23 protein-coding genes are annotated in these 23,193 nt (G+C 54.5%); 18 read left to right on the top strand and 5 right to left on the bottom strand.

The genetic code is table 11. The annotated features are described in order from the left end of the window. Window positions 1–3: 3 nt before the first annotated feature. A complete protein-coding gene (locus NXS97_RS01265; RefSeq protein WP_014598338.1) occupies window positions 4–576 on the top strand; it encodes an NADPH-dependent FMN reductase in 573 nt (190 codons plus the stop codon). 61 nt (window positions 577–637) lie between these two features. Here NXS97_RS01265 and NXS97_RS01260 read toward each other — a convergent pair whose 3' ends face one another. From NXS97_RS01260 to NXS97_RS01245, 4 genes are all read right to left on the bottom strand, one after another. Then, window positions 638–1,573, bottom strand: coding sequence for a flagellin (locus tag NXS97_RS01260; RefSeq protein WP_013027859.1), 936 nt, complete (start codon window positions 1,571–1,573; stop codon window positions 638–640). 684 nt (window positions 1,574–2,257) lie between these two features. Next, a complete protein-coding gene (fliD, locus tag NXS97_RS01255; RefSeq protein WP_014333136.1) occupies window positions 2,258–3,652 on the bottom strand; it encodes a flagellar filament capping protein FliD in 1,395 nt (464 codons plus the stop codon). A 644-nt stretch (window positions 3,653–4,296) separates the two neighbouring features. Beyond that, a complete protein-coding gene (locus NXS97_RS01250; protein ID WP_013027861.1) occupies window positions 4,297–4,764 on the bottom strand; it encodes an RES family NAD+ phosphorylase in 468 nt (155 codons plus the stop codon). Beyond that, window positions 4,761–5,204, bottom strand: a complete 444-nt coding sequence (locus NXS97_RS01245; protein WP_014598335.1) for an antitoxin Xre/MbcA/ParS toxin-binding domain-containing protein — start codon at window positions 5,202–5,204, stop codon at window positions 4,761–4,763. The genes NXS97_RS01250 and NXS97_RS01245 overlap by 4 nt, the downstream gene beginning before the upstream one ends. Window positions 5,205–5,589: 385 nt before the next feature. Here NXS97_RS01245 and NXS97_RS01240 point away from each other — a divergent pair, with 385 nt between their 5' ends. After that, complete coding sequence (locus NXS97_RS01240; protein WP_013027863.1) at window positions 5,590–5,814, top strand: KTSC domain-containing protein; 225 nt, start codon at window positions 5,590–5,592, stop codon at window positions 5,812–5,814. Between the two features lie 153 nt (window positions 5,815–5,967). Beyond that, complete coding sequence (locus tag NXS97_RS01235) at window positions 5,968–6,663, top strand: hypothetical protein (RefSeq protein ID WP_014598334.1); 696 nt, start codon at window positions 5,968–5,970, stop codon at window positions 6,661–6,663. 74 nt (window positions 6,664–6,737) lie between these two features. Here the strand turns inward: NXS97_RS01235 and rutR are convergent, their stop codons facing one another. After that, a complete protein-coding gene (gene rutR / locus NXS97_RS01230; protein ID WP_014598333.1) occupies window positions 6,738–7,427 on the bottom strand; it encodes an HTH-type transcriptional regulator RutR in 690 nt (229 codons plus the stop codon). 398 nt (window positions 7,428–7,825) lie between these two features. Here rutR and rutA point away from each other — a divergent pair, with 398 nt between their 5' ends. The 15 genes from rutA (at window position 7,826) to NXS97_RS01155 (ending at window position 22,958) form a co-directional block, all read left to right on the top strand. Further along, entirely contained in the window at window positions 7,826–8,917 is a 1,092-nt protein-coding gene (gene rutA, locus NXS97_RS01225) for a pyrimidine utilization protein A (RefSeq protein WP_013027866.1), read from the top strand. Continuing rightward, window positions 8,917–9,666: a pyrimidine utilization protein B gene (rutB, locus tag NXS97_RS01220; protein WP_014598332.1), complete on the top strand. Its 750-nt coding sequence runs from the start codon at window positions 8,917–8,919 to the stop codon at window positions 9,664–9,666. Before rutA ends, rutB begins: the two co-directional genes overlap by 1 nt. A gap of 25 nt (window positions 9,667–9,691) precedes the next feature. Further along, entirely contained in the window at window positions 9,692–10,078 is a 387-nt protein-coding gene (rutC, locus tag NXS97_RS01215) for a pyrimidine utilization protein C (protein WP_024472090.1), read from the top strand. 35 nt (window positions 10,079–10,113) lie between these two features. After that, on the top strand, window positions 10,114–10,941 hold the full coding sequence (gene rutD / locus NXS97_RS01210) for a pyrimidine utilization protein D (protein WP_013027869.1): 828 nt from the start codon (window positions 10,114–10,116) through the stop codon (window positions 10,939–10,941). After that, window positions 10,938–11,528: a malonic semialdehyde reductase gene (locus NXS97_RS01205; RefSeq protein WP_013027870.1), complete on the top strand. Its 591-nt coding sequence runs from the start codon at window positions 10,938–10,940 to the stop codon at window positions 11,526–11,528. The genes rutD and NXS97_RS01205 overlap by 4 nt, the downstream gene beginning before the upstream one ends. A 69-nt stretch (window positions 11,529–11,597) precedes the next feature. Continuing rightward, window positions 11,598–12,113, top strand: a complete 516-nt coding sequence (gene rutF / locus NXS97_RS01200; protein ID WP_088900766.1) for an NADH-dependent FMN reductase RutF — start codon at window positions 11,598–11,600, stop codon at window positions 12,111–12,113. A gap of 33 nt (window positions 12,114–12,146) precedes the next feature. After that, the gene (rutG, locus tag NXS97_RS01195; RefSeq protein WP_259231620.1) at window positions 12,147–13,478 is read left to right on the top strand and encodes a pyrimidine utilization transport protein G; all 1,332 of its coding nucleotides are present in this window, start codon (window positions 12,147–12,149) and stop codon (window positions 13,476–13,478) included. Window positions 13,479–13,775: 297 nt separating this feature from the next. Continuing rightward, window positions 13,776–14,783: an N-acetyltransferase DgcN gene (gene dgcN / locus NXS97_RS01190; RefSeq protein ID WP_014333151.1), complete on the top strand. Its 1,008-nt coding sequence runs from the start codon at window positions 13,776–13,778 to the stop codon at window positions 14,781–14,783. A gap of 1 nt (window position 14,784) precedes the next feature. Then, entirely contained in the window at window positions 14,785–15,750 is a 966-nt protein-coding gene (gene dgcA / locus NXS97_RS01185; protein ID WP_014333152.1) for an N-acetyl-D-Glu racemase DgcA, read from the top strand. A 15-nt stretch (window positions 15,751–15,765) separates the two neighbouring features. Then, complete coding sequence (locus tag NXS97_RS01180) at window positions 15,766–17,631, top strand: ABC transporter ATP-binding protein (protein ID WP_013027875.1); 1,866 nt, start codon at window positions 15,766–15,768, stop codon at window positions 17,629–17,631. A 21-nt stretch (window positions 17,632–17,652) separates the two neighbouring features. Beyond that, complete coding sequence (locus NXS97_RS01175) at window positions 17,653–19,194, top strand: glutathione ABC transporter substrate-binding protein (RefSeq protein WP_013027876.1); 1,542 nt, start codon at window positions 17,653–17,655, stop codon at window positions 19,192–19,194. 83 nt (window positions 19,195–19,277) lie between these two features. Beyond that, window positions 19,278–20,210, top strand: coding sequence for an ABC transporter permease (locus tag NXS97_RS01170; RefSeq protein ID WP_013027877.1), 933 nt, complete (start codon window positions 19,278–19,280; stop codon window positions 20,208–20,210). Next, entirely contained in the window at window positions 20,207–21,091 is an 885-nt protein-coding gene (locus tag NXS97_RS01165) for an ABC transporter permease subunit (RefSeq protein WP_014598325.1), read from the top strand. The genes NXS97_RS01170 and NXS97_RS01165 overlap by 4 nt, the downstream gene beginning before the upstream one ends. A gap of 2 nt (window positions 21,092–21,093) precedes the next feature. Further along, the gene (locus NXS97_RS01160) at window positions 21,094–22,137 is read left to right on the top strand and encodes a P1 family peptidase (protein WP_116220114.1); all 1,044 of its coding nucleotides are present in this window, start codon (window positions 21,094–21,096) and stop codon (window positions 22,135–22,137) included. Beyond that, a complete protein-coding gene (locus NXS97_RS01155; protein WP_013027880.1) occupies window positions 22,134–22,958 on the top strand; it encodes a M55 family metallopeptidase in 825 nt (274 codons plus the stop codon). Before NXS97_RS01160 ends, NXS97_RS01155 begins: the two co-directional genes overlap by 4 nt. Window positions 22,959–23,193 lie beyond the last annotated feature (235 nt).

Genomic DNA, 23,193 nt, shown 5'->3' with positions numbered 1-23,193 from the left:
ATGATGTCTGACAAACCGTTAAAAATCGTCACGCTGCTGGGAAGCCTGAGGCAAGGCTCGTACAACGCAATGATCGCTCGTGCACTCCCACAGCTGGCGCCAGAGGGGATGACCATAGATGCACTGCCATCCATTCGGGATATTCCACTGTACGATGCGGATCTTCAGCAAGAAGAGGGATTCCCCGCCACGGTTGACACGCTGGCTGCACGTATTCGCGAGGCTGATGGCGTTATTATCGTCACACCCGAATATAACTACTCCGTGCCTGGCGGTTTAAAGAATGCCATTGACTGGTTATCTCGCGTACCGAATCAACCTTTGGCGGGAAAACCGGTGGCGATTCAAACCAGTTCCATGGGCGCTATTGGTGGAGCACGTTGTCAGTATCACCTGCGTCAGATTCTGGTATTTCTCGATGCCATGGTGCTGAACAAGCCGGAATTTATGGGTGGGGCGATCCAGAATAAAGTCGATGAGCAGGCCGGGAAGGTGATTGAGCAGGGCACGCTGGAACATCTGGCAAAACAGTTAGCCGCGTTCAGTGATTTTATTCGCAGGGTAAGCGAGGGGTGATTTAAGTTAATCCTCTGAGAAGAACCACGCTCTGCAAAAAGCGTGGTTCTTAAATTGTCGATTAACGAAGTAAAGACAGCATAGTCTGAGGTACCTGATTGGCCTGGGCCAGTACCGACGAGCCCGCCTGCTGCAGAATCTGCGCGCGTGACATGTTCGACACTTCCGTCGCATAGTCCGCATCCTGGATACGGCTTCGTGCTGCAGTCAGGTTAGTCACGGTGTTATTCAGGTTACTGATTGTAGACTCAAAGCGGTTCTGAGATGCACCCAGCAGGCTGCGCTGACTGTCGACGGCCTTGATGGCTTTATCGATATCCGCCAGTGGGGTGCTGCCTGATGCGGTGCCACCACTACCGCCGGTTACGGCACCCTTCAGCACGTCAAAACCAATAGCCGCAGTGCTACGGGCGGTTCCGTTAACTGTCTGGCCAGTGGTCACGCTGGTATTCTGCACGGTGCCTGACGAGGCGTTACCGGCCGCAGCAAGATCGAAGCTGTCACTGGAACTCAGAGTGATACCGATAGTCTGGCCATCCTGCGCACCGACCTGGAAATTGTAAGTGCTGCTACCCGATCCTGTGTTGAGGACTTTCAGACCGTTGAAATCTGTCTGCTTGGTATCGCGGTCAATCTCCTGCATACGCTGGTTAACTTCAGCCTGGATTGAGTCAATATCAGATGCTGAGTTGGAGCTGTTCTGAGCCTGAACAGTCAGGTCACGGACACGCTGCAGGTTGTTGTTTATTTCATCCAGTGCACCTTCAGCCGTCTGAGACAATGAAATACCGTCATTGGCGTTACGTGCGGCAACCGTCAGGCCGTCAATATTTGATGTGAAACGGTTAGCAATCGCTTCACCGGCCGCGTCATCTTTGGCGCTGTTGATACGCAGGCCTGATGACAGGCGCTCGATGGCTGTACCCAATGATGACTGTGACTTATTCAGGTTGTTTTGAGTAATTAACGACAGAACGTTTGTGTTGATCACTGACATGGTAAATTCCTTCTTATAGAAACGTATTATTTACGCATTATTATTATCGAGCTGACCCCGCCAAACTTTAATGAAAAGACGCCAGTTAAGATTAATTAGTGAATGGTTTTTTTTACAGGGCGGTGAAGTTGTAAATACAGAAACAACTCAGAAAAAAGTTATTATAAGCACACACAAACCTCAATCAGAAGAATAACTTTTTAAAGGTTAAAAACCTTTTGTTACAGCATTTATCATCAAAAAGCACAGATGATTAAATATTTACATTATTAGCCGCATGGTATGATGAGTCATGTTTTTTCTGTAACACAGCCTCTCATTAAGGAAATTACATTAACTCTCCCTAATTAAAAAGTAAGATATATCATTATCCGGCATTACGATGATAATAATTATTTTTTTACATTTTCCCACAAGAAAGACAGACGTCCGTAATCATGAAAATTGCTGGCAGCGTTAAAACCTGTTTGTCATGAAAAACGACGGGAGTTCAGCCTTGGCTCTCATGCCCGGAGACATCGGTTAGCGGACGGGTAATAATGTTGAACGGCTTTATCGTGTTCAGCTTAAGCAGAGAAGGGAAGAACGGGGAACCGGTCTGGGAAAAGACAACATCAAACGGCAGCGCGCTGATGGCAAGGTGTACCATCAGCGCGGAAGATAAAAATTTCGGCCAAACCAGAATTACATTTTTGCGAACTGTGCAGAGAGGTAATCCCCCGTCTGCGTCATTGAAGACACCAGCGTACTCAGATTGGTGAACTCCGTTTTATACTGCGCCATGACCGCGGTGATCTGATCATTAACGTTGTTATATTGATCAGACAACTGTTTTAGCGAGGTATTAATCCCTGTCGTCGCGTTTGATACCGTGCCGTTGCTGGCTAACATATCATTGAGTCTGTTGGTCACCTGCGTCGCGAACCCCGTAGTTTTGCCATCACCGGTCAGAAAACTTAAAACATCTGCAGGCTGATTGGTTAAGGCGGCATTCAGCTTGGTGCTGTCTACCGTCAGGTCACCTTTATCGTCCTGGGTAATGCCGAGTTGTGAGAGTACCTGAATGCTTCCGCTACCCTGAGGATCGGAAAACTGGCTGCGCAGGCTGGTCTGGATATTCATTAACGTATTATCCCCCAGCAGATCGCCATTATCGGTACTTGGCGCCTGGCCTTCCTGCACGGGTGTATAATTTGTCTGATCTGCAATGGTTTTTTGCAGGGAATTATAGGCATCAACGTACGTCTGAATCGCCGTCGCCATAGGCGTGGTATCCGTGGCGATAGATAAGGTTTCAGGGGAACCGCTGTTAACTTTATTCAGATTCAGTGTGACCCCTTCAGGGGCATCGGTGACGATGTTGCTGCTGCGCGTGATAGCCAAACCGTTTATCTTCAACTGAGCATCCTGAGCAGCAACCTGCTGTGTCATGCCGTTATTACTGCCGCCACTGCTGTAACTGATATACTGTGACAGCGTCGAGTCATTGGTGCTGACGGTCATCGCATTCGCGGTACCGCTATCACGTGCGGTCAGGGACAAATAGTAGGTGTTATCGTTTGCCATAATCACGCTGGCATTAACGCTACCTTGCTGCTTGTTAATTGCATCACGGATATCTGTCAGACTGGTCTGATCCTGGTTTAAGGTCACGGTCAGCGGCGATTTCTGCCCAGACTGGCTGATGGTAATCGTACGTGATGCCATGCTGCTGTCACCGAGATCGGTACTTTCGCTGCTGGCGGACTTAGAAAGCAGAGACTGCGCGGCGGCGAGCTGATCGACCTCAACGGAATAGTTTCCGGCTGCGGCACCGCTGGCAAGCGTGGCAGTAAAGGCGGTATTTGAGCTGGTGACTTTGGTTGTGGCAATGCTCGAGGCATTTTCCAGCGCAGAGGCGGCCGTTTGCAATTTCGACATTGAACTCTGAACCACGCCCCAGGCCGTCAGCTGCGCATTATAAGACGCCTGCTGATTAGTAATCGGTGTCAGTTGCGCCTGCTCAGCTGACTGTAAATTATCATATAACGTGTTGAGGTCGAGGTTAGTACCAGCGCCAAGTGTGCTTATGCTTGCCATATTCTTGTCCTGATGAAGTGACACCAGAATTAAAAATACAATGCATTAATCAGGGGTTTTTCTGATTTTAAATGTTGTTGCAAATCGGTTTATTGTCATTACTTAACTATCAATTTTCTGTTAAGGAGGTAAAAAATTGTTAACGCAATAACAATTTGAAATTCTTCCGGGGCGGTTAATTTGGCTTTTGAATAATCTACATCGGTGCCGTCTGCAAACACATCAGCGATTAATCAGTCATTTAGCCAGCATCCTCCACCTTAAGCCAAATTCATTTTTCCTAATCATCATGGCTCAGTTATTCACTCTGCTTATCCTGTTTAAACCACGATCGACGACAAATTGATGCAAAAAACGGAAAAATACTTAATGCAAATTATGCGGTATCCTGAAAATATCCGTCGCTAATCAATGCGTTTACAACCGGGCCAGAAAGGTGGATGACTGCTTTTTATTGCGTATTCTTCCCTGTTTCCGGTAAAAAATATTTTCGCTGCGCGTTAAGTTTACGATTGTTACATCCATTTACGGCAGCGATCGAAACGTTAACAAAGGTGCACGCTGAAGCACATATCGCAAAGCGGAGCCCAACCCGATGTCAGGGCGCAGGGCGACGTGAAGAGGTGCATATTAATGCGCCGGCTTTATACCTGTCGGGAAAAACGTGCGTCAAAAAGGAAGGGGATGTTTACCGCCTGTCTGACGATCGCACTGAATTCAGGATGCTCGGGATTGAGAAGATAATTCGATTCCACGGGCGAAAGGGCACTGGGCACGCGCAGTGCGACCGATCCCCCGCTTTGTATCCAGGCATCACCAAATAAACGCAGCGCTGCAGGCGCTTCCGGTGCGGCCCAGTCGTCAGGCAGTTGCTTGATATCAATCCATTCAATCAGCCTGTCGGGAACGTCAATGCTCATGAGGGTAAAAAAGTCCAGCACGCTGGCGCTTTGCAGATGGATAAGCGTCTCCAGCATGGTGAGGGAAGCAGTTTCAGAAGCGTAGACCATCGATACGCCGACGCTGTTCCAGCGTCCGCCGCCTTCACGGGCACCAAAACCGCTCCAGGCCGACCCCAGATAGCGCGTTTTGGTCATGCGATAGAGCTTCAAGAATACACACCGTGTTCAAGCCGGGTAATGAGTTTCAGCACTTCATAAGCACCGGTTTCTGACGCAACCAGATCGGCCGGTTTTTTATTGCCTAAGGCGCGCGCAGGCTCATTGAGCCACTGCCGTGCCTTTTCTTTATCACCCTCAAACAGCTCAACCGCACGATCCATCACGCGAATAAAACGCACCAGCCGTTCGCTCTGCTCCGCAGTAAAGCGGCTTTTAACGCCGCGGGTGAAGGTTGAGCCCGCAATGCCGGTCATACGGCGCAGTTCTGCCTGAGAGATTTGCGCCCAGGTGACAATGCGACTGGCTACCGTGCCGTCCAGACCATCATCGATTTGATCCATCAGCATCACGCCGTCAGCACTGCTCAGGCCAGCAAATTGCCATAGACGATCCGGTTCTGCAGCGGATACGGGTAAAGTGAACTGTTTCATCATCACCTCCATTTGGTTGTTCTATTATAGCCAAATGGTGATATCGTTCAATCAGTTATTGATGCACTGTCATCATAAGAAAATAAAGTCGTTTTATCATTTCTCTGGCTGCAGACAGAGAAACGAAGTTATACCGCCTTGACGGTCAGCGCCGGGGCTGACAAGAAAACGTAAAGCGTGGCTGAAAACAAAGGAAAAACGGCTACGAACGACGCATTTAGCTGGACGTCATTACAGGTACACCATGGTCAGTGTGGCTTCTACAGGCAGGGCATCATTTTTTAATATGGCAAGATTTTTACCCAAGGCAACTCTTATCGATGACTGTGTTATATTGCCGCTCTTAAACGCAGGTACTGGGCTCAACCGATAGGGACTATCCGTTATGAAACGACACGATATTAATTCTTCCTCCCTTTTCCGCAGTGCGGGATTCGACCCGACGTCAGGCGTACTGGAACTTGAATACCGCAATGGCACCTGCCGTCGCTGGCTTGCCGTGCCTGCTCATACCTATCAGGGATTCTGTGCTGCCCTCGATCAGGACGCTTTTTTCCGCGAAAGTATCGACAACCGTTTCTTCTCCATGTATCAAAAGAGTGATGCCTAAGCGCATTGCTGAAGCCCTGAAAACATTGACCGCCGTCACCGTTTTCAGGGCATTGACGTGGCAGGGATAACCAGACACATTCGGGTCTGCCTGTTGCTGGCTGCCAGTATTATCCCTGCAGGCTGATCTTTCTGTCTGCGCAGTGAGGTAACGATGAAAAAATCGCTTATCCGCGTTTTTTTAAGTTTAGTCACCCGCATGGCTGTGGTACTCGTTGCACTGACAGGAATAACGGTTGCCGCCGAAAACATTCCCTCGTCCGCGCGCTCCGCTGAGCAACCCTGCTGTGGTCCCGTCACGCCTGCCGCTCAGGCGATCCTCACCGTGCTTGATCGGTCGGACGTTGAGCATTTATGGCTCAATCATCATCATGTCAACTGGGAAACCGGTCAGCCTGACAAGCCGGATGACTATTCAGGCCCCGGCAATCATACTCACTGCAGTGCGTTTGCGGCGGCCATGGGGGCCCGGCTGGGTGTGTATATGCTCAGGCCACCAGAGCACAGCCAGATATTGCTGGCAAGCGCGCAGACACGCTGGTTCGACAGTCAGGAAGGGCGTCAGGCGGGCTGGATTAGGGCGGCCGATGCACTACATGCACAGCAGCTTGCTAACCAGGGAATGCTGGTCGTGATTTCCTATGAAAGCCCCGATAAGCACAGGCCTGGCCATATCGTTATTGTCCGACCTTCATTAATTACGCTGGCGAGATTGCGCGCAGAGGGGCCTTACATCACCCAGGCCGGAACCCATAACCTGCTTGTCGGCAATGCAGCCACTGCGTTTGCGGGCCACCCGGGCGCCTGGCCTGACGGCGTGAAGTTTTTTGCGCACGCATTACGGCAATGACGCCGGGAGAGATGCGAGGCCAGTTTAGCCTGTGGTGTAAACGGCCTGGAACAGTAGCGTTCTGCCCGCCATTTTTACGCCCGAATCTGAATCCCTTCGGTGATGATGTGCTGGACACTCTTCACCGTTTGTTCAAAAAACACAGGATCGCTGAGTGTTTTACCGGTAATCGCCTCAACCTGTACCCCAAAATCTGCGTAATGCTGAGTGGTGGCCCACAGCATAAAAATCAACTGCATCGGATCGATGGGTGCGATCAACTCATCTTTAATCCAGCCGCGAATCACGTCCGATTTATCCTCCACCAGCGTTTTCAGGCTGCCGCCCAGCTCCTGTTTCAGCAGCGGTGCGCCCTGAACCATCTCCAGACAAAATAATCTTGAGGCCTGAGGATGGTCACGGGAGACGCAAAGCTTCAGACGAATATATTCCCGTATTGCTTCCAGAGGATGCTGATCGGACTGCAGTGCTTTAAGCGGTGCCAGCCAGATATCCAGCAGCCCTTTGAGCACCGCAATGTATAAATCTTCTTTCGAGGGAAAGTAATAGAACAGATTGGTTTTCGAGACATCCGCGCGTTCAGCAACCTGCTCAAGACGGGTGCCGTGAAAGCCATACAGTGAGAAGAATTCCAGTGCAGCGGCCATGATAGCGCCACGTTTGGCAGCAACCGCTCGCGAACGTCGCGTCACAGATTTCGATGGCGTTTTCGCGGCGAGGTTTTCTCCGGCGTCAGAACCCGGGTTTTCGGACAATGGCTTCACAACATTTCCCTGATACACACAACAAGGTCAAAAGCATAACAAATAGGCATTAAGGCGACTATCGTCATACGCGTTATTTATAAACACAACCTGATAACAACCCAGCACAACCAATATTTAACAAAACTGCACCATTTGCGCTCAACTCTGCCTGATTAACGTGCAGTTATTTTTGAGTAAGTGGTCTGTTTTAGACCATTTACTCCATTATAAATCTACACAACCCCATAACATTCTGTTTTAAATTACTTTTTAAAAACTGGCATCCGCTTTGCAAATGTCCTTACGTCAGGAGATTTCAGCACGGTGCAACAGGAACCCGCAGGACGCACTTAAGCCGCGCAGAGATTTTCGCAAGCCCTTGTTGTCGTCCCAATTATTTTCAATCGAGGTGAGCTATGAAAATCGGTGTCTTTATTCCTATCGGTAACAACGGTTGGCTAATTTCAGAAACTGCGCCGCAGTACAAGCCAACCTTCGAACTGAATAAAACCATTGTGCAGAAAGCAGAGCACTACCATTTCGACTTCGCGCTCTCGATGATCAAACTGCGCGGCTTCGGCGGTAAAACGGAATTCTGGGAACACAACATGGAGTCATTCACGTTGATGGCCGGTCTGGCCGCCGTAACGTCCCGCATTCAGCTCTACGCCACCGCCGCCACCCTGGTCATGCCACCGGCAATCGTTGCGCGCATGGCTGCCACAATTGACTCCATCTCCAACGGCCGGTTCGGCGTGAACGTGGTAACCGGCTGGCAGAAACCGGAATACGAACAAATGGGCATGTGGCCTGGCGATGACTATTTTACCCGCCGCTACGATTACCTGACCGAATATGTCAGCGTACTGCGCGATCTGTGGGGAACAGGGCACTGCACGCTTGACGGCGAATTTTTCAAAATGGATGACTGTCGCGTCAGTCCACGCCCGCAAAGCGAAATGAAAGTCATCTGCGCCGGACAAAGTGACGCCGGCATGGCGTTTTCCGCCAAACACGCCGATTTTAACTTCTGCTTTGGCAAAGGCGTCAACACGCCAACCGCTTTTGCACCTACCGCAGCCCGCATGAAAACAGCGGCTGACGCTGAAAACCGTGACGTGTCCTCTTACGTGTTGTTCATGGTGATTGCCGATGAAACCGACGAGGCCGCGCGCGCCAAATGGGAGCTGTACAAAGCCGGTGCTGATGCGGAAGCCCTGTCATGGCTCACCGACCAGAGCAGTAAAGATACCCGCTCCGGCAGCGATACCAATGTTCGCCAGATGGCCGATCCCACGTCAGCGGTCAACATCAACATGGGGACGCTGGTCGGCTCCTGGGCCAGCGTCGCCAGAATGCTTGATGAGATCGATACGGTTCCCGGTGCGGGCGGCGTATTGCTGACCTTTGACGATTTCGTCGAAGGCATTGAAAACTTTGGTCGCTACATCCAGCCGTTAATGAAAACGCGCCAGCACATCGGCATTGAGCAGAAAGAGGTCGCATGATGAACATTGTTGAAAATCAAACCGTGGTTCGCCGCGCGCCCGATAATGCTGGCGAGGAAAGGGTGCTGGCCGCGCGTCCTGAAGCCATTGGTTTCACCCCGCAGCAGACGGCGCTTATTGTGGTGGATATGCAAAACGCTTACGCCTCGCAGGGCGGTTATCTTGATCTGGCAGGCTTTGACGTGTCTGCCACCGCGCCGGTCATTGCCAATATCAAAGTGGCGATTGCCGCTGCTCGCGCGGCAGGCATAAAAGTGATTTTTTTCCAGAACGGCTGGGACAATCAGTATGTCGAAGCCGGGGGGGCGGGCTCGCCCAACTTCCATAAATCCAATGCGCTGAAAACAATGCGCAAACGTCCCGAGCTGATGGGCAAACTGCTGGCGAAAGGGGACTGGGATTACGAACTGGTCGATGAACTGCAACCCCAGCCAGGCGATATTGTGCTGCCAAAACCACGCTACAGCGGCTTCTTTAATACCCAGTTGGATAGCCTGCTGCGCAGCTACGGCATTCATCATCTGGTTTTTACCGGCATTGCCACCAACGTGTGCGTCGAATCCACCCTGCGTGACGGCTTCTTTCTGGAATATTTTGGCGTCGTACTGGAAGACGCGACACACCAGGCGGGCCCCGAGTTTGCGCAAAAAGCCGCGATTTATAACATCGAAACGTTTTTTGGTTGGGTCTCCAGCGTAAGCCACTTCTGCGACGCGGTGGGTTACAAAACTGAACAAAACGCGGCCTGACCGCTTGTGAAAAGGACAATGAACGATGCCTAAACGCGCCATTATTCCATCCGGCAGCGGTGTTCCGCTGGCGCCATTTGTTCCCGGTACGCTTGCCGATGGGGTCCTGTACGTTTCCGGTACTTTGCCTTTTGATAAAGACAACAACGTCGTACATGTGGGCGATGCGGCAGCACAAACCCGCCATGTACTGGAGATCATCAAAAGCGTGATCGAAACCGCAGGCGGCAGCATGGATGACGTCACCATGAACTCGATTTTTATCACCGACTGGGCGAATTACGGGGCAGTGAATCAGGTCTATGCGGAGTATTTCCCGGGTGAAAAACCGGCAAGGTTCTGCATTCAGTGTGGGCTGGTGAAACCGGATGCGTTGATCGAAATCGCATCGATTGCCCACCTTGGCAAATAATCTGTTCGGTGATGTATTTCATCTGAGGAAACAGTATGTATTACAAGGTATTGGGTCAGCAAAACGCTGATGCAGAAACCGTCGTGCTCTCCTCGGGTCTCGGCGGTTCCGGGGGATTCTGGCAGCCTCAGCTGGCGATGCTCTCGGCGCATTTTCGGGTGGTGGTCTATGACCAGTACGGCACCGGCGCCAGTCAGGGTAGCGTACCCGCCGGTTACCGGATGGAGGATATGGCCGATGAGCTGGCAGGCTTACTTAACGCGCTGAATATCAGCCGCTGTCATCTGGTCGGTCACGCACTGGGCGGCATTATGGGTCTGCATCTTGCCCTGCGTTATCCCGCGCTGCTGCAAAGTCTGGTGGTAATTAATGGCTGGACAGTCCTTAACAGCCAGACGCGCCGCTGCTTCGACGTCCGTCGGAACCTGCTGCTTAACAGCGGCGTAGATGCCTACGTGCAGGCGCAGCCGCTGTTTCTGTACCCGGGTGACTGGCTTTCTGAACATGAAGCTTTCCTGCAGGAAGAGCGCCAGCATCAGGTGGCGAACTTTCAGGGGATGGAAAACCTGCTGCATCGCCTGCAGGCGCTGATGGACTCCGATCTGACCACCTCGCTCAAAGGCGTCATCGCGCCGACCCTGGCGTTGAGCGCTAAAGATGATTTGCTGGTGCCCTGGTCCTGTTCAGCCGATCTCGCCTCGCGTCTTCCCCATGGCGAGCACCTGCAAATGGGCTACGGCGGACATGCCATGAGCGTAACGGACCCCGATACGTTTAACCCGATTTTACTGGACTGGCTGCAGCGGCAGGCTTCGCATCCATCCGGAACACCGTCTGATTTCATACCTGTGGAGATGCCATGACCGAAGCATTAACCGCCAGCGCGCTGGCCACGTTGTTCACCGAAGCCCGCACCCATAACGGCTGGCTGAATAAACCGGTAACAGGCGAACAACTGAAAACGATTTACGAACTGGCGCGCATGGGGCCGACCTCGGCGAACTGCAGCCCGGTGCGCATCGTATTTATTCAGAGCCAGGAAGCGAAACAACAACTGGCGCCGGCACTTTCCAGTGGCAATCTGAAGAAAACGATGACCGCTCCGGTGACGGCGATTATTGCCTGGGATCCGGAATTCTATGAGCTGCTGCCTGAACTGTTTCCGTCCGGCGATGCCCGTTCATGGTTCACCTCCAGCCCACAGCTGGCACAGGATACCGCGTTCCGCAACAGCAGTTTACAGGCTGCGTATCTGATTATGGCCTGTCGCGCGATCGGCCTGGATACCGGACCGATGTCCGGTTTCGACAATGCCAAAGTTGATGAAACCTTTCTGGCGCAGGAAGGCTGGAAATCGAATTTTCTGATTAACATTGGTTACGGCGACAGCAGCAAAGTCTATCCGCGCGCACCGCGCCTGGACTTTGACCGCGCCTGTCGCGTGCTGTAAGCATCACCGATCATGACTGAGGACACGAGCATGCAATCAACCCTGAACGCCACACTGCCCGAGACCGACATGCCCCTTGCTGAAAAAGAGGCTGCCGTTGAGAAACAGGAATACCGCAATGCCATGGCGCGCCTCGGCTCTGCCGTCAATATCATCACCACTGACGGCCCCGGCGGTCGGGCAGGTTTCACCGCCTCTGCTGTGTGCAGCGTCACCGATACGCCACCGACACTGCTGGTGTGCCTGAACCGTTCTGCGTCGGTACATCCGGCGTTTATACAAAATCAGGTGCTGTGCGTAAACACGCTGGCCGACAGCCACGAATCACTTTCTAATTTATTCGGCGGAAAAACGCCGATGGAACAACGCTTCGACGCCGCCGAATGGACAGATCTCGCCACCGGCTCCCCGATCCTCACTAACGCGCTGGTGTCATTTGACTGCAAGGTCACGCAGATCACCCGGGTCGGTACCCACGATATTATGTTTTGTGAAGTTGTTGCACTCCGTTGCAACGATGACTGCCACGGACTGGCGTATTTCGACCGACGCTATCATCCGCTGATGCGTCAGATAGCCTGTTAACTCAATCCGCATTCAACTTAGTAAGGATCGTACATGGCACATTCCTGGTTTCCGCAATGGCGTAAAAGAGAAGGTAATCTGGATGGCGCGGTGATCGCGCCGGATGAACGGCTACCGTTTGGCGCGACGGTGATCATGGGACTGCAACACACGGTGGCGATGTTTGGCGCCACGGTACTCATGCCATTGCTGATGGGGTTTGACGCCAATATGGCGATCCTGATGTCGGGCATCGGCACGCTGCTGTTCTTCCTGGTCGTAGGCGGGCGCGTGCCGAGTTATCTCGGTTCCAGTGCTGCATTTGTCGGGTTAGTGATTGCCGTGACCGGCTACAGCGGCCACGGCACGAACCCGAATATCGGCGTCGCGCTGGGCGGGATTATCGCCTGTGGCCTGATTTACATGCTGATCGGTTTTGTCGTCATGGCGGTCGGCACTCGCTGGATTGAGCGCCTGATGCCGCCGGTGGTGACCGGCGCGGTAGTGATGGCGATTGGACTCAATCTGGCGCCGATTGCCATAAACAGCGTATCCGCTTCATCGTTTGACAGCTGGATGGCGGTGATGACGGTGCTGTGTATCGGATCGGTGGCGGTGTTTACACGCGGTCTGGTACAGCGACTGTTACTGTTGCTGGGTCTGGTGGCGGCGTACCTGATTTATATGGCGATCACCAACGGCCTCGGGCTGGGCACGCCGGTGAATTTCAGCGCCGTGGCGCAGGCGCCCTGGTTCGGCGTGCCCACCGTCACTACGCCGGTATTCAGCACGCACGCTATGCTGATGATTGCGCCGGTGGCGGTGATCCTGGTTGCGGAAAACCTTGGCCATATTAAAGCCGTGGCGGGGATGACCGGTAAAAATCTCGATCCCTACATGGGCCGCGCCTTTATCGGGGATGGCCTGGCGACCTTGCTTTCGGCTTCGGCGGGCGGCACCGGCGTGACAACCTATGCCGAAAATATCGGCGTCATGGCCGTCACTAAAATTTACTCCACGCTGATTTTTGTCGCCGCCGCAATCATGGCCATTGTGTTGGGTTTTTCGCCTAAATTTGGTGCCTTGATCCACACCATTCCTGGCCCGGTGCTCGGTGGAGCATCCATCGTGGTATTTGGCTTGATTGCCGTAGCTGGCGCCCGCATTTGGGTACAAAACCACGTTGATTTGGGCCTGAATGGCAATCTCATCATGGTGGCAGTTACGCTGGTACTGGGCGCGGGCAACTTCACCCTAAGCCTGGGCGGCATCGGCACCGCGACCTTTGGGGCGATTTTACTCAATGCTTTCCTGAGCCGCAGTAAAATGACAAAGACGCCGCCTGAGATTGAGGCAGCCACAGAAACGGCGCTGAGAGAGCCGTAACCTTTTATTGCTTCGTCTGTCGTCAGTGGGTGTTAAGGGTGCCTGGTGATCGTTGCATAACACTAACCAGGCATTTTTCACCGCCTTTGCGCGCCTGACATATTATCTTTTCCTATGAATTCCCCCGCAAACTGAACTGATTTTCGCCCTGATCCCTGAATTAACGTGGGTGCCATAACCTTTTCATCTGACTATAGCCTGCGGTTATATCCTCCAACTAAACAAGCATTCGTCACCTTTTGAAGCGCATGAAATAGTGGGTTCAGAAACTTACCTTTGTCTGAAACGAGAAATATCATGCTAATTCCACAACCCTATTTACTTTTTCTTGGCGATGTCACCGATCCACTCGCGGCAAAAACGGCGCGCGGTATTCATATCTGGCGGCCGGAGCAGTGCGTGGGCGAAATTAAACTCCCGGGCTGTACTGTCAGCCTGGGTCTGGATGAACTTGACATCATCAGCGCCAAAGCACGCGGCGCGAAAACGCTGGTGCTCGGTACTGCTAACGCAGGGGGCTATCTGCCAGAACACTGGCTGGATACGGTGAAAAGTGCCATCAAAGCAGGCATGAACGTTGCCAGCGGACTGCATCACCGTCTGGTGGACGAGCCCGAACTGGTGACGCTTGCCCAGACGTTTGGTGTTGAGCTTTTTGACTTACGTCATATGCGTCCGACGCTGAGCGTCGGCAGTGGTAAGAAGCGGACAGGCAAACGGATACTGACTGTTGGCACTGACTGCTCCGTGGGCAAGATGTACACCTCACTGGCGCTGGAAGCGGCGATGCGTGAGCGCGGAATGAAAGCGGATTTTCGCGCTACAGGTCAGACAGGGATTCTGGTGGCGGGCGAAGGGATTGCCGTGGATGCGGTCATCGCGGATTTTATTGCCGGTGCGGCCGAAGCGCTGTCACCCGCGAATGATGAGGATCACTGGGACATCGTTGAAGGGCAGGGGTCACTGTTCCACCCCTCTTACGCAGGCGTCAGTATGGGGCTCATGCACGGTGCGCAACCTCACTGGTTGGTGATGTGCCATGAAATGGGGCGCCCCCATATGCGCCATTTACCTCATCAGCCAATGGTCAGCCTGAAAGACTGCGTTGAAGCCAATCTGCGCGCTGCCCAGGTGACCAGCGCGTCTGTCCAGCTGGCGGGGTTTGCCATTAACACCTCAAATTACACGGAAGACGAAGCGCGCGCCTATTGCGCCGAAGTCAGCGCAGAGTTTGGTTTACCGGCTACGGATCCTGTGCGTTTTGGCATCGACGAGATCGCCGCACTGCTGCAGGCGCGGGGGTGAAATGAGACAGTTGCAGATTGACGTGGTGGAATTGCCGCTGGCACGGCCCTTTGCTATTTCGCGCGGTACGCGTACCGCCGTCACGGTTATCCGGGTCACGCTGGAGCAAAACGGTTTCATTGGGCGAGGCGAATGTACGCCCACGGCGCGCTACGATGAAACGCCAGACAGCGTTCAGGCCGAGCTTGAGGCAGTGCGTGCTGACGTTGAAGCCGGCCTGAGCCGTCATGATCTGCAACACCGCTTACCCGCCGGTTCCGCGCGCAACGTGCTGGACTGTGCGCTGTGGCGACTGGATGCCGCCCGCGCCAGTCAAACGCTATGGCAGAAAAGTGCACGTCCTCAGCCACGCTCGGTGATCACGGCGGAAACCCTCAGCCTCGATACGCTGGAAAATATGGCGCTGGCGGCGGCGGATGCCGTATCGCGTGGCGCCATCCTGCTCAAAATTAAGCTCAATCGTGATGCAGTTCTGGAAAAGGTGGCGGCCATTCGCGCTGCGGCACCGCGCGCCACGCTGATTATCGACGCTAATGAGGCCTGGTCGGGAATGGACCTGGAAAGCCTGCTGGCCGCACTTCAGGGCTATAACATTGCTATGGTCGAGCAACCGCTTCCCGCCGGTCAGGATCAGGACCTGCAACGTTTTCATCATCCGGTTCCCGTTTGTGCTGATGAGAGTTGCCATACGCGCGAGGATATTGCCGGACTGCGGAACCGCTACGAGATGATCAACATCAAGCTGGATAAGTGCGGTGGCCTGACGGAAGCGCTGGCGATGGTAGAAGAAGCACAAAAGCAGAATATGCGCATCATGGTCGGCTGCATGCTGGGCTCATCACTGGCGATGGAAGCCGCATTGCCGGTGGCGGTTAACGCAGAGCACGTCGATTTAGATGGCCCTATCTGGCTTGCTGCCGACAGTTCTCCTTTTTTGACCTACTCCGAAGGCCGTATCTGGCTATAACTCTACGAGGCGACGATGACGGACACACGACTCACTTCTTCTGCCAACAGTGCCGCCGGTTCATCACCCGTGCTTGATATTCGGGATCTCAGCGTCTCATTTCGTGGGCGCAGCGGCGAGAATCAGGCACTAAAAGGCATCAGTTTTGCCATTAATCCGGGCGAAATTGTCGCCGTAGTGGGTGAGAGTGGCTCAGGGAAATCAGTCACTTCTTTGGCCGTAATGGGCTTACTGGCGAACAGCGGCCGTATCGATCGCGGCAGCATGCAGTTTCGCGATCGTGGCGGAAAAGTACATGCGCTGGAAACACTGGATGAAAATCAGCGCCGCACGTTGCGTGGTCGTGAAATGGCGATGATCTTTCAGGAGCCCATGACCTCGCTGAATCCGGTGCTGCGCGTCGATGACCAGCTCACTGAAGCGTTACGCGATCATCAACAGTGCGACAAGAAAGAAGCGCATGCGCGCGTGCGTGAATTGCTTCGACAGGTGCGTATTGCCGATGTGGATCGTGTCATGAAAAGCTATCCGCACGCGCTCTCAGGCGGTATGCGCCAGCGGGTGATGATTGCGCAGGCGCTGGCCTGTGATCCGCAACTTCTGATTGCTGACGAACCTACAACGGCGCTGGATGTTACCGTGCAGGCGCGCATTCTGCACATTCTGCGTGAGCTGCAACGCGAGAAACAGATGGCGGTGCTGTTTATCACTCACGATATGGGCGTCGTGGCTGAAATCGCCGATCGTGTCGTGGTCATGCTGCGTGGCGAAGTCGTCGAACAGGGCAGCGTCGCAGCGGTTTTTGCCGCCCCGCAGCACCCGTATACCCAGGCTTTGCTGGCGGCGGTGCCGAGACTGGGCGACATGCGCGAATATGCGTGGCCGCAACGCTTTCCGCTGCTCGGCACACAGAATACCGTCGAAAATGAACAGCATACCGCGCGCTACGACACCGCGCCGTTGCTCGATGTGCGTGGGTTGAAAGTCTACTATCCCATCCGCAGCGGCATCTTTTCGACGCTCACGCATCATGTCCATGCGGTTGAGCAGATTGATTTCAGTCTGTGGCCAGGTGAAACCCTGGCGATCGTGGGCGAAAGCGGCTGCGGCAAATCGACGACCGGCCGTGCGCTGATGCGCCTGATCAACAGTGACGCCGAAAGCATTCACTTCGAAGGGAAAGAAATCTCTCACCTGAAAGAGGCAGCATTCCAGCCGCTCCGCCGTGAAATTCAGATGGTGTTTCAGGATCCCTACGCCTCACTGAACCCTCGGCTTACCGTGGGTTTCACCATTGCCGAGCCCTTGCTGTTACATGGCATGGTGTCCTCACTGGAACAGGCTTCGCCACAGATAGATGCGTTGCTGAAGAGCGTTGGTCTGCTGCCCGAGCACGCGCGTCGGTATCCACACGAATTTTCAGGTGGTCAGCGCCAGCGTATTGCCATTGCCCGCGCCATGGCCCTGAAGCCCAAAGTGATTATTGCTGATGAAGCGGTATCGGCCCTTGACGTCTCCATTCAGGCGCAGGTGGTGAACCTGATGATGGATCTGCAGCAGCAAACGGGCGTGGCGTGGATTTTCATCTCTCACGATATGGCGGTCGTCGAGCGCATTGCCAACCGTGTGGCGGTGATGTACCTCGGCCAGATTGTGGAGCTTGGGCCGCGTCAGTCGGTATTTAATCAGCCGCAACATCCTTATACCCAACGCCTGCTGGCCTCCGTGCCGGTGGCGGATCCCGAGAACCGTCAGCCCCGTATTATCGATGACAGCGAAATCCCTTCGCCGTTAAGAAAAGTGGGCGAAACGGTCACTAAACCCCGTTATCGACAGGTTGCGCCTCAGCACTGGGTCGCTGACGGCATTGCATTGCGATAATTCAACGACCAGGAGATTTTTATGAAAACGCTGTTTCGCCGTACTTCACTCGCCCTCGCATTGACGACGACGCTGGTCATGACTGCACAGGCACAGGATCTGCGTATTTCAATGTATGCCGATATTACGGGGCTGGATCCGCACGATACCTCAGACAATGTCAGCTATTCGGTGCAGAGTGGTATCTTTGAACGACTGTTTCAGTTCGATCCACACATGAAGCTCCAGCCCTGGCTGGCCACCGGTTATACCTCAAATGAAAATGCAACGGAGTTTACGCTGACGTTGCGCAAAGGCGTCACCTTCCAGGATGGCACACCTTTTGATGCGGAAGCCGTCAAAGCCAACCTTGATCGCCTGGCAGACCAGAAAAAAGGGCTAAAGCGTAACAGCCTGTACAAAATGATCGATAAGGTTACGGTGCTGGCACCCGATCAGGTAAAAATCGATCTTAACCAGTCGTTTGGTGCCTTTATTAACACGCTGGCACATCCTTCCGCAGTGATGTGGAGCCCGTCCATTCTCAAGCAATATCCAGACGAAGCCCAACTCCGGTTGCATCCGGTGGGTACCGGTCCGTTTAAATTTGTTGACTGGACACCGGGCAAAGCGGTCACGCTGGCGAAGTATGACGGTTACTGGCAGCAGGGATGGCCAAAAGTCGATCATGTTATCTTCTCACCCAGCCCGGAAGATGCAACACGCGTAGCCGCGTTGAAGTCGGGTCAGGTTGACGCAATCTGGCCATTGCCTTCGGATCTGATTGCTGCCGTGAAGCAAGACAGCAACCTCTCTGTTCAGCGCGATCCCAGCATTTATCTTTATTACATGGCGATTAATACGCAGCACAAGCCACTGGCAGATGTTCGCGTGCGTCAGGCAATCAACTATGCGATTGACCGTAATCTGTGGCTGAAGGTGGCTTTTGCTGGTTTAGGTAAACCTGCCACATCCGCCATGCCCGAAGGTGTCCAGTTTTATCAGAAACAAAACGATCCTGATTATCACTATGCGCCGGATAAAGCCAAAGCGCTGCTGAAAGCGGCGGGCTATCCGAATGGTCTGGATCTCAAACTCTGGGTTACGAATGCAACGGCCAGCGTGCGCGCCGCTCAGGTACTGAAAGCGCAGCTGGGCACGGTGGGCATTCGTGCCACGGTAACTCCGATGGATTCCGGCACGCGCAACGCTAAGTTATGGGGCGTACAGGACCCGAAAAAGGCGGAATTTGACCTGTACTATGGTGGCTGGTCAACGTCCACAGGCGATGCCGACTGGGCGCTGCGTCCGCTGTTTGCCACCGAATCCTGGGTACCCACCTCCTACAATGTCTCCTATTTCAGCAATCCTGATGTAGACAAAGCCATTGCCGCCGGGCTGGCAACGGCCGATCCGGCAAAGCGTGGTATCGCCTATGCGCAAGCACAGAAACTCATATGGCAGGATGCACCGGTGGCATTCCTTGGTACGCCAGACAATCTCGTTGGCAAACGCCGCACCCTGAATGGTGTTTCCATGCTGCCTGATGGCAATTTGCTCTTCACTCAGGCGTCGTTTAAATAAGACGCGGATTGCTCTCACGTCCCTTTCCCTTGCAGGGCAAAAGGACGTGAGGGCACCCGTCACAGTGCATTTCAAGGAATGGCATGTTTGCATACATCCTTCGCCGATTACTGGAGATGATCCCGGTTTTGCTGGTGGTCTCGCTGCTGGTTTTCGGTTTTATCAAGCTGCTGCCGGGCGACCCGGCGCGCATCTATGCTGGACCGGATGCGCCCATTGAGGCGGTTGAAGCGGCGCGTCAGCACCTTGGGCTTAACGATTCGCTGCCACAGCAGTACGTCCACTGGATCGATAGCCTGTTACACGGCGATCTTGGCACCACCTACCGCACCCAGCAACCGGTGCTGCAGGTGATTAAACAGGGCTTCATGCCAACGCTTTGGCTCGCCTTAGCGGGGTTTGCCTGGTCCGTGATTCTCGGCCTCGTACTTGGCGTTCTCGCGGCACTGAAGCGAGGAAAATGGCAAGACTGGACGCTGATGAGCATGGCGGTGGGCGGTATCTCAATGCCTGCTTTCTGGCTGGGTCTGTTGCTGATCCAGTTCGTCGCGATGCCTTTTGGGCTGTTCTCAGTCAGCGGTTTCAACAAAGCCAGTGATATTGTCCTGCCCGCCATCACGCTGGGTTCGTCAGTGGCGGCAGTGATGGCCCGGTTTACCCGCTCAGCCTTCCTGGAGGTGGCGCAGGAAGATTACGTGCGGACCGCGAAAGCAAAAGGACTGCGTAACCGCCTCGTGACGTGGAAACATGTGATGCGTAATGCACTCATTCCGGTGATTACCATGCTCGGTTTGCAGTTCGGTTTTCTGCTGGGCGGCTCCATCGTCGTGGAGAGCGTCTTCAACTGGCCGGGATTAGGCTGGTTGTTGATTGAGTCGATAAAAGCGCAGGATCAGCCGGTTATTCAGGCGCTGGTGATGCTGTTCGTGTTTGAATTTATTGTCATTAATCTGCTGGTCGATCTGCTTTACGCGGTCGTCAATCCGGCGATTCGTCTGCGACAGGAGCCGAGATGAGTATTCAATCGCTGACTGAAAACCCGACTCAGGTCATCCGTTCGCCGTGGCGCGATTTCCTGCATGCCTTTGTGCGTAATCCTCTGGCGCTGGTCTCAGGCGGATTTGTACTGTTGTTGATCGTAGTGGCGATCTTTGCGCCCTGGCTGGCCCCCTGGGATCCGATGGCACCAGACTGGATGGCATTGTCGTCACCGCCCAGCGCGGCACACTGGATGGGAACCGACGAGCTGGGGCGTGATCTGCTCAGTCGCATTATCTATGGCGCGCGTATTTCGCTCTATGTCGGCGTGCTGTCCGTAACGCTCGGCATGATTGTCGGTGTGGTGTTGGGTTTACTGGCAGGCTATTACGGCGGCTGGGTCGATATGCTGATCATGCGCGGCGCCGACGTGTTATTCGCTTTTCCCGGCATGTTACTGGCCATTGCGGTTGTCGCGCTACTTGGAACCGGCCTGAACAATGTGATCATCGCGGTCGCGGTGTTCAGCGTACCCGTTTTTGCCCGTATTGTGCGCGCCTCGACGCTGTCATTGAGACAGGCCGCCTATGTGGAAGCCGTTCGCTGTGCCGGTGCACCCGATCGCATCATTATCCTGCGACATATTTTGCCCGGTACGCTTTCCAGCGTGATTGTCTACTTCACTATGCGCATCGGCACCAGTATTCTCACCGCAGCGGGCTTAAGCTTTATTGGCCTGGGGCCCGAGCCGGATGTGCCTGAATGGGGTAATATTCTGGCGATGAGCCGGAGCATGATGATGGCTGGCGCATGGCACATGAGCGTGTTTCCGGGGCTGGCGATTTTTATCACGGTGCTGGCGTTCAACCTGCTCGGCGACGCGCTGCGCGATACGCTCGACCCGAAACTGAAGAGCTGACCATGGATTTTCAACAATTGCAGCGCGATCTGCTGCTAAACCACTGGCGTCACGCGCGTACGTTGGGACAGCCGCGCGGCGCTTGCGGGCCCGGCAATCGAATCAGCGATGTTGCCGGCGTGCGCGTCGGACATTACACGCTGAATGATGGAGAAAGGCAGACTGGCGTCACCGCTATCGTTCCGCCGGGCGACAATGTGTTTCTCACGCCGCTGCCGTGTGGCGCGGAAGTGCTCAATGGCTTTGCAAAACCGGTCGGGCTGGTACAGGTCGAGGAGCTTGGGGTGTTACAGACGCCGATTCTGCTCAGCAACACGCTGGCGGTGGGCACGCTGTTTACCACGCTGGTCCGGGATGCCATCCGTCGAAATCCGGAGCTGGGGCGGACATTGCCCACGGTAAATCCGCTGGCACTGGAGTGCAACGATGGCTGGCTTAATGATATCCAGTCGTTGTCCATCAGCGAGGCGATGGCGCAGGCGGCATTGCGCACGGCCGCCGCCGATTTTGCACGCGGCAGCGTCGGGGCAGGGCGCGGGATGAGCTGTTTTAGCCTGAAGGGCGGGATCGGCACGGCCTCTCGTGTTATTCCCTCGCTCAACGCCACGCTCGGGGTGCTGGTGCTGGCAAATTTCGGTACGCTTAGCGCACTAACGCTTGACGGTGTGCGACTCGGCGACATGATAGCGCCGCTGCTGGCCGGGCAACCGCCGCAGCGTGATGCCGGCTCTGTCATCATCGTGATGGCCACGGATGCGCCACTGGATGCGCGTCAGTTGAAACGCATCGCAAGGCGTGCCGGCGCCGGCCTTGGACGGCTGGGCAGCTACTGGGGCCACGGTTCAGGCGATATTGCCGTGGCGTTCTCAACGCAACCCCTGCCGCAACCGCCTCAGGATGACCAGCTGGAGCCGCTGCTTGCCGCCGCGGCAGATGCAACCGAACAGGCTGTTCTGGATGCCTTGTTGAGCGCGGAGGCCGTCACCGGCTTTCGTGGTCACCATCGGCCCTCACTGACTCAGATTCTGGACAAATTAACCGTATGAAAATTTTTATCTCTGCCGATATTGAAGGTATCGCGGGCGTCATGCGCCCGGAGCACTGCACACCAGGCAACCCGGAATATCAGATGGCCCGGGGGCTGATGGAACAGGAAGTCAATGCCGCGATTGAGGGCGCGTTCGCGGGGGGCGCAACGGAGGTGGTGGTCGCCGACAGCCATGCGCAAATGACCAATTTACGTGCGGAAAATATTGATCCACGCGCCCGACTGGTGCAGGGTAAACCTCGCGGTCTGTCGATGGTTGAAGGGATCGAGCAGCAGACGTTCGACGGATTATTTCTGGTGGGCTATCACAGCGCAGCAGGCGAACCTGGCGTACTGGCGCACACCATTAACGGCCGCGCATTCTGGCGTATCCATATCAATGGCCTTGTGATGGGGGAAACCGACATTTATGCCGCCGCTGCCGCTGAACAGGGTACGCCTCTGTTGTTGGTCACCGGCGACGATCAGCTCCAGAGCTGGATAGCAGAATATTATCCCACGGTTGATTACGTCTGTGTAAAACGCGCCATTTCCCATACCTGCGCGGAATCCATCAGCCCCAAAGCGGCGCAGCGTGCAATATGCGCCGCGGCAAGCGCCGCACTGCAGCATTCACATCAGGCAAGCACGACTCGCCTGGCCGCGCCTTATCGCATGCAGCTCCAGGCCAGCAAACCCGTGCTGGCCGATCTGTTTAGCCTGATTCCCGGTGTCACGCGCATCGATGCGGTTACCGTGGAGTATCAGGCGGAGCGGATGGGGACGTTGATCGGCTTGCTCAGTGCCTTTTCCTATCTGGCGAGTACCCAATCGTCATAAGAGGATGTGCGTATCGGCAGCGGCAACGTTAGCGCGCCTGTTCTGCTGCCCTGAAACACCGCTGCCATACAGGACTACCCATCGGCCAGCCGCGCGGCTGGCCATCCAGCGATGTCGCTTCCGTTGCACCACGATGGGGCGAACGCCTGTCCTGACAGCGTTTCCATTCTGTCCGGCCCGGAGGTGCAAAAACCAGCGCGGCAGAGCCCATTTCATCTCCTCTCTTCAGACGCAG

It is taken from the genome of Pantoea sp. B623, from assembly GCF_024814475.1.
In the GTDB taxonomy this organism is placed as follows: domain Bacteria; phylum Pseudomonadota; class Gammaproteobacteria; order Enterobacterales; family Enterobacteriaceae; genus Pantoea; species Pantoea ananatis.
Note: the sequence above shows the minus strand (reverse complement) of the source record. Positions and strands in the feature narration are given on the sequence as shown.

What these genes read in the sequence shown, in the direction of transcription:
- NXS97_RS01265 (WP_014598338.1), top strand. Translation starts at nt 4, where the DNA reads ATGTCTGACAAACCGTTAAAAATCGTCACGCTGCTGGGAAGCCTGAGG.
- NXS97_RS01180 (WP_013027875.1), top strand. Translation starts at nt 15,766, where the DNA reads ATGACGGACACACGACTCACTTCTTCTGCCAACAGTGCCGCCGGTTCA.
- rutA (WP_013027866.1), top strand. Translation starts at nt 7,826, where the DNA reads ATGAAAATCGGTGTCTTTATTCCTATCGGTAACAACGGTTGGCTAATT.
- fliD (WP_014333136.1), bottom strand. Translation starts at nt 3,652, where the DNA reads ATGGCAAGCATAAGCACACTTGGCGCTGGTACTAACCTCGACCTCAAC.
- rutC (WP_024472090.1), top strand. Translation starts at nt 9,692, where the DNA reads ATGCCTAAACGCGCCATTATTCCATCCGGCAGCGGTGTTCCGCTGGCG.
- NXS97_RS01165 (WP_014598325.1), top strand. Translation starts at nt 20,207, where the DNA reads ATGAGTATTCAATCGCTGACTGAAAACCCGACTCAGGTCATCCGTTCG.
- rutG (WP_259231620.1), top strand. Translation starts at nt 12,147, where the DNA reads ATGGCACATTCCTGGTTTCCGCAATGGCGTAAAAGAGAAGGTAATCTG.
- dgcN (WP_014333151.1), top strand. Translation starts at nt 13,776, where the DNA reads ATGCTAATTCCACAACCCTATTTACTTTTTCTTGGCGATGTCACCGAT.
- NXS97_RS01240 (WP_013027863.1), top strand. Translation starts at nt 5,590, where the DNA reads ATGAAACGACACGATATTAATTCTTCCTCCCTTTTCCGCAGTGCGGGA.
- NXS97_RS01235 (WP_014598334.1), top strand. Translation starts at nt 5,968, where the DNA reads ATGAAAAAATCGCTTATCCGCGTTTTTTTAAGTTTAGTCACCCGCATG.
- rutD (WP_013027869.1), top strand. Translation starts at nt 10,114, where the DNA reads ATGTATTACAAGGTATTGGGTCAGCAAAACGCTGATGCAGAAACCGTC.
- rutB (WP_014598332.1), top strand. Translation starts at nt 8,917, where the DNA reads ATGAACATTGTTGAAAATCAAACCGTGGTTCGCCGCGCGCCCGATAAT.
- dgcA (WP_014333152.1), top strand. Translation starts at nt 14,785, where the DNA reads ATGAGACAGTTGCAGATTGACGTGGTGGAATTGCCGCTGGCACGGCCC.
- NXS97_RS01175 (WP_013027876.1), top strand. Translation starts at nt 17,653, where the DNA reads ATGAAAACGCTGTTTCGCCGTACTTCACTCGCCCTCGCATTGACGACG.
- NXS97_RS01260 (WP_013027859.1), bottom strand. Translation starts at nt 1,573, where the DNA reads ATGTCAGTGATCAACACAAACGTTCTGTCGTTAATTACTCAAAACAAC.
- NXS97_RS01205 (WP_013027870.1), top strand. Translation starts at nt 10,938, where the DNA reads ATGACCGAAGCATTAACCGCCAGCGCGCTGGCCACGTTGTTCACCGAA.
- NXS97_RS01170 (WP_013027877.1), top strand. Translation starts at nt 19,278, where the DNA reads ATGTTTGCATACATCCTTCGCCGATTACTGGAGATGATCCCGGTTTTG.
- rutF (WP_088900766.1), top strand. Translation starts at nt 11,598, where the DNA reads ATGCCCCTTGCTGAAAAAGAGGCTGCCGTTGAGAAACAGGAATACCGC.
- NXS97_RS01160 (WP_116220114.1), top strand. Translation starts at nt 21,094, where the DNA reads ATGGATTTTCAACAATTGCAGCGCGATCTGCTGCTAAACCACTGGCGT.
- NXS97_RS01245 (WP_014598335.1), bottom strand. Translation starts at nt 5,204, where the DNA reads ATGAAACAGTTCACTTTACCCGTATCCGCTGCAGAACCGGATCGTCTA.
- NXS97_RS01155 (WP_013027880.1), top strand. Translation starts at nt 22,134, where the DNA reads ATGAAAATTTTTATCTCTGCCGATATTGAAGGTATCGCGGGCGTCATG.